Source organism: Aetokthonos hydrillicola CCALA 1050, assembly GCF_017591665.1.
GTDB lineage: Bacteria > Cyanobacteriota > Cyanobacteriia > Cyanobacteriales > Nostocaceae > Aetokthonos > Aetokthonos hydrillicola.
The window spans coordinates 1-1192 of record NZ_JAAKGC010000430.1 but is presented as its reverse complement, the minus strand read 5'-3'; the positions used below and the strand labels follow the sequence as shown (position 1 = coordinate 1192).

General features: G+C 39.9%; 3 protein-coding genes. 1 reads left to right on the top strand and 2 read right to left on the bottom strand.

The annotated features are described in order from the left end of the window. Positions 1-441: S41 family peptidase (locus tag G4P69_RS38570; RefSeq protein ID WP_243903199.1), on the top strand; the 441-nt coding region annotated here is incomplete at its 5' end. A 188-nt stretch (positions 442-629) separates the two neighbouring features. Here the strand turns inward: G4P69_RS38570 and G4P69_RS38565 are convergent. Next, positions 630-779 carry a hypothetical protein gene (locus G4P69_RS38565; RefSeq protein WP_208340699.1) on the bottom strand — a complete coding sequence of 50 codons (150 nt, stop codon included), beginning with the start codon at positions 777-779 and terminating at the stop codon, positions 630-632. Positions 780-781: 2 nt separating this feature from the next. Continuing rightward, positions 782-943 (bottom strand): hypothetical protein, encoded by a 162-nt coding sequence (locus G4P69_RS38560; protein WP_208340697.1) that lies wholly within the window; start codon positions 941-943, stop codon positions 782-784. Positions 944-1192 lie beyond the last annotated feature (249 nt).

The following is a 1192-nucleotide window of genomic DNA, read 5'->3' as shown; positions in this document are numbered from 1 at the left end:
AAAGCCAATAAAACTGCACTGACTAAAAAACCCGTTGTAGTTTTGGTAGAGGGTAATTCGGCAAGTGCTAGTGAGATTCTTACAGGTGCGCTTAAGGATAATAAGAGAGCAGTGGTCGTTGGTAGCCAGACTTTTGGTAAAGGCTTGGTTCAAGAGCTTCATCAGCTTTCAGATGGCTCCGGTTTAGCAGTTACAATAGAGCATTACTTTACACCAAATGGTACAGATATTCACCACAAAGGGATTGCGCCTAATGTGAGGATCGATTTAACACAAGCACAACAGCAGAAGCTAGGAAGTAACCCAACTTTGATTGGTACTCACTCTGATCCTCAGTATGCACGTGCGATCGCAGTTCTAACAAATAATAACGTTGCCAAGTACCCACGACGCAACCAACAATCCCTCCACACTAACACCAGAGGGGGTGTGAAATCTTAAGTTTAAATTTATAAGTATTAAGTTATCTATAACACGGTTGACAATTCATAAATTTTAGTTACGGAATTGTCAACTCTATATTTTGTCCTTCAAAAGGTATTCGATCATAAACCCAAACAGTAACGAACCGTCGCTTCAATTGTCCAACATTTTTGCATCCGAAGTTTGACCAGCACCTCACTGAATGCTCACAGCTTTTTCAAGCCATCCATTTCAGCAAAGGCGAACTCATCATTAATAGTGGCTATTTCTGCTATGATATCCGGGTCTTTAGGCATTGCTTCTAATTGTTGTTGCATATTAATGCAAAATGTAAGAAACAATTGTACATTTTGCATTTCTAATTTGGAATTATTTTGACCCGCACTTGCATTCCACTTAAAGCTGCAACTTTTCGACTATCTTGTGGATTTAGACGAATTTTTACCTCTACGACACGAGTATTAATATCTCTATTTGCGTTATTGTGGTCTTGGTTGAGATGACTTTTCCCAACTTGCAAGCCGATATGGTCTACTTTTCCGTAGATATCGCCCTGAAAGCCACCATACTCACTAGTAAGTGAGCTTCTTGTCCTACGCGTACCTTAGCTATATCAGCTTTCTTTTGCCAAGCTTGTAGCGATTTTACAAAAAAAAGGGAACGGGGAACTCTTAACAGGGAACAGGGAAAGAAAAAAAACGTGACTTTGTGGGTTTAAAGCCCACTTGCAAATAAAGATGTATTTCGAGACGCGCAGCGCTCTTAAATA